We start from the raw sequence: 3,472 nt of genomic DNA, 5'->3' as shown, positions 1-3,472 counted from the left end.
ATATAATATCCTTAAAACCTGAGCGCGTTATTTTCAATCCTGGAACAGAAAATCCAGAATTATATAAGTTTTTAAAAGAACATAAAATTGCTTTTGAAGCGGCTTGTACTTTGGTTTTACTTTCTACAAATCAATATTAAACCCAGGAAAGTAATTAAACCATTAAGCGGTAGTATTTCCCAATGAAATTTATAATTACCAATGATACTTTCTGGTAAAGATGTTATTCCGAAAGTGATTAATATGGAGAGTAACCCAATAATCCATACGTACTTATCTTTAATTTGATATTTGGTTAAAATACCAAATGCAAACAAGCCTAAAAGGGGACCATAGGTGAATGTGGCGAACTTAAATAAATTACTAACCACATTTCCTTCAAGGCTATTAAAAACAATTACCACGATTATTAATAGAATTGAAACACCAATATGCACTTTTTTCCGAAGCGGTTTTTGTTGTTCTATGGGAAGTTTTTCAATGTTTAAAAAATCAACTGAAAATGATGTAGTTAAGGATGTTAAGGCACTATCAGCACTTGAGTAGGCTGCAGCAATCAAACCAATAATAAAAGTAACTGCTAATCCCATGCCTAAATCTTGATTCATGGCAATTTCAGGAAAAAGTAAGTCGGTTCTAGTTTTTCCATCTACAACAGGAATTTGAAGGCCAAATTTATCGGCATAAATAAATAATAATGCCCCAAGAGACAAAAAGAAAAAGTTGACAAAGACTAAAAGTGTAGCCATTGTAAACATATTTTTTTTAGATTCTTCGGGTGTTTTACAGGTTAGGTTTTTTTGCATCATATCTTGGTCTAATCCTGTCATAGCAATTGCGATAAAAATTCCGCCAATAAAATATTTCCAAAAATACGTGGTTGAGTTGGGGTCATCAAAAAAGAAAATTTGTCCTCTTAATGAAAATTCATCAGATTTTAAAAATTCAATATAACTCCAATCTAATTTTTCATTAATTAAAAATATGGCAACACCAACCGAAGTTAACATCGCTAAGGTTTGCAGCGTATCCGTCCAAACAATAGTTTTTATACCACCTCTATTGGTGTAAATCCAAATTAACAAAATGGAGATGACCACGGTTGCCCAAAATGGCACGCCAATACTTTCAAAAACAATATACTGCATGGCTAAAGCCACTAAAAACAGCCTAAAGGAAGCACCAGTAACTCTTGAAAGTAAAAAGAAAAATGCCCCAGTTTTATAACTAACAACACCAAAACGCTGTTCTAAATATTGATAAATTGACGTGACATTTAATTTATAGTAAATAGGAAGTAGCACGAAAAGGATAAATAAATAGCCAACAAAAAAACCAAAAACACCTTGCATGTATGCAAATTGTTGGCCACCAATCATGCCTGGAACAGATATAAAAGTAACACCAGAAAGTGATGCACCAATCATCCCGAAAGCCACTAAATACCACGGAGCAGATTTGTTGGCTTTAAAAAAAGCATCATTACTATCTTCCTTTCCTGTAAAATAGGATATGAGGATTAAAACAATAAAATAAGCAACAATTAAAAGGATAATTTGAGTGGCCGACATAAAAATTAATTTTCAAGTTTTGAAAGTACAAATATAAATTGGAATAAGGATTTTTTAAGTCATTGTTGAAATTTTACGCATCTATAAAACTTTAAAATAAAATGTTAAATGAATACAACTTGTTTTAAAAGGGCATCTTAAAATTAGCGAAATTCACACCTAAATAGTAATTTCGCCGATATGGAATTTTCTTCAAAATTATTGGAGCGTGCGGTAAACGAAATGTCACAATTACCAGGTATTGGTAAACGTACGGCATTGCGGTTGGTATTGCACATGTTAAGGCAGCCGAAAGAACAAACTTTGGCCTTGTCTGAAGCTTTACAAACCATGAGAAATGACGTGAAGTTTTGTAAATCGTGTCATAATATAAGTGATGTTGAATTATGCGAAATATGTTCTAACCCAAAACGTAATGAAGATATTATTTGCGTTGTTGAAGATATTCGAGATGTTATGGCTATTGAAAACACAAGTTCTTTTAAAGGTTTATATCATGTTTTGGGAGGAAAAATTTCGCCCATGGATGGTATTGGTCCTCACGATTTAAATATTGAAACGTTAGTTCACAAAGTGAAAGAAGGGAACGTTACAGAGCTTATTTTTGCATTAAGTTCAACCATGGAAGGCGATACAACCAACTTTTATATTTTCAAACAAATTAAAGATTATAACATTACAACATCAACTATAGCAAGAGGGATTTCGGTTGGTGATGAGTTGGAATATGCAGATGAAATTACCCTTGGTAGAAGTATTATTAATAGGATTCCATTTGAATCTTCCATAAAACTTTAAGCAATCAAAATTTGAAACTCTCCGTAATTATTTTAAATTATAATGTTGAATATTTTTTAGAGTTATGTCTAAGAAGTGTTGAGGCTGCTATTGCAAATATAGATGCTGAAATTATTGTGGTTGATAACAACTCAGAGGATGGAAGCTGCGCTAGGGTTACAAAGGAATTTCCGAATGTTATTCTAATTGAAAATCATTATAATTCTGGGTTTTCAAAAGGAAATAATATAGGCGTATTACAAGCGAAAGGTGAGTATTTGTGTATTTTAAATCCTGATACGGTAGTAGCTGAAGATACTTTTTTAAAATTACTTGAGTTTTCAGAAAGTAAAGAAAAACTTGGTATTGTTGGCTGTAAATTAGTGGATGGTAAAGGTGCGTTTTTGCCCGAAAGCAAACGTAAAATACCATATGTAAGGGCGGCTTTTAAGAAGTTAATGGGTAATTCAGACGATTATTTTGCAAATCAAATACATGAAAAGGATGTTTGTGAAGTAGCTATTTTGGTTGGCGCTTTCATGTTTTTGGAAAAAGCAGTATATAATGACATAGGCGGGTTTGATGAAGACTATTTTATGTATGGTGAAGATATTGATATCTCCTATAAAGCTTTAAAAAAAGGCTATAAAAATTACTATTTTGGTGAAACTACGGTTCTGCATTTTAAAGGCGAAAGTACCTTAAGAGATAAAAACTATGCGCGCCGTTTTTATGGAGCTATGCAAATTTTTTACAAAAAACATTTTAAGAAAAATGTGTTTTTTGATTTGTTTGTTTGGGGCGGCATTCGAGCGGTTTATTTTTTTAGAAAGAATCCTATTTCTAAACTAAAAACAATCAGCAAATACGTTTTTATTTCTGATAAGTTAAACGAATCGTTGAAAGCAGTTTTAACAAAGGAAGTGATCTTGAAATCGGATTTAAAAAATATAGAGAAAGCCTCTGAAATTATTTTTGATTCTAATACGCTTAGTTTTAAAAACATTATTAATTTTATGGAGACAAATCAATTAGATAAGTCTGTTACATTCAAAATTTTACCTAAAAACTCTAAATTTATAATTGGTAGTGATGATGCTATTAGTAGAGGAGAGGTTATAAAT

4 protein-coding genes are annotated in these 3,472 nt (G+C 31.6%); 3 read left to right on the top strand and 1 reads right to left on the bottom strand.

Annotated elements, in window-relative coordinates:
* On the top strand, window positions 1-140 hold a 140-nt coding region (locus tag WBN21_RS07835), incomplete at its 5' end, for a CoA-binding protein (protein ID WP_424199067.1).
* On the opposite strand, the gene WBN21_RS07830 is transcribed toward WBN21_RS07835, so the two are convergent.
* A complete protein-coding gene (locus WBN21_RS07830) occupies window positions 117-1,571 on the bottom strand; it encodes a sodium:solute symporter (RefSeq protein WP_424199065.1) in 1,455 nt (484 codons plus the stop codon). The two genes, WBN21_RS07835 and WBN21_RS07830, sit on opposite strands and share 24 nt — an antisense overlap.
* A gap of 180 nt (window positions 1,572-1,751) precedes the next feature.
* On the opposite strand from WBN21_RS07830, the gene recR reads away from it, so the two are divergent.
* Both recR and WBN21_RS07820 read left to right on the top strand, forming a co-directional pair.
* Window positions 1,752-2,369: a recombination mediator RecR gene (gene recR, locus WBN21_RS07825; RefSeq protein WP_424199064.1), complete on the top strand. Its 618-nt coding sequence runs from the start codon at window positions 1,752-1,754 to the stop codon at window positions 2,367-2,369.
* 11 nt (window positions 2,370-2,380) lie between these two features.
* The coding region (locus WBN21_RS07820) for a glycosyltransferase family 2 protein (protein ID WP_424199063.1) at window positions 2,381-3,472 on the top strand (1,092 nt) is incomplete at its 3' end.

It is taken from the genome of Algibacter sp. (genome assembly GCF_049667265.1).
Lineage (GTDB): Bacteria > Bacteroidota > Bacteroidia > Flavobacteriales > Flavobacteriaceae > Algibacter_B.
The sequence above is the reverse complement of the archived record's forward strand: the minus strand, read 5'-3'. Positions and strand labels throughout refer to the sequence as shown.

What these genes read in the sequence shown, in the direction of transcription:
- WBN21_RS07830 (WP_424199065.1), bottom strand. Translation starts at nt 1,571, where the DNA reads ATGTCGGCCACTCAAATTATCCTTTTAATTGTTGCTTATTTTATTGTT.
- recR (WP_424199064.1), top strand. Translation starts at nt 1,752, where the DNA reads ATGGAATTTTCTTCAAAATTATTGGAGCGTGCGGTAAACGAAATGTCA.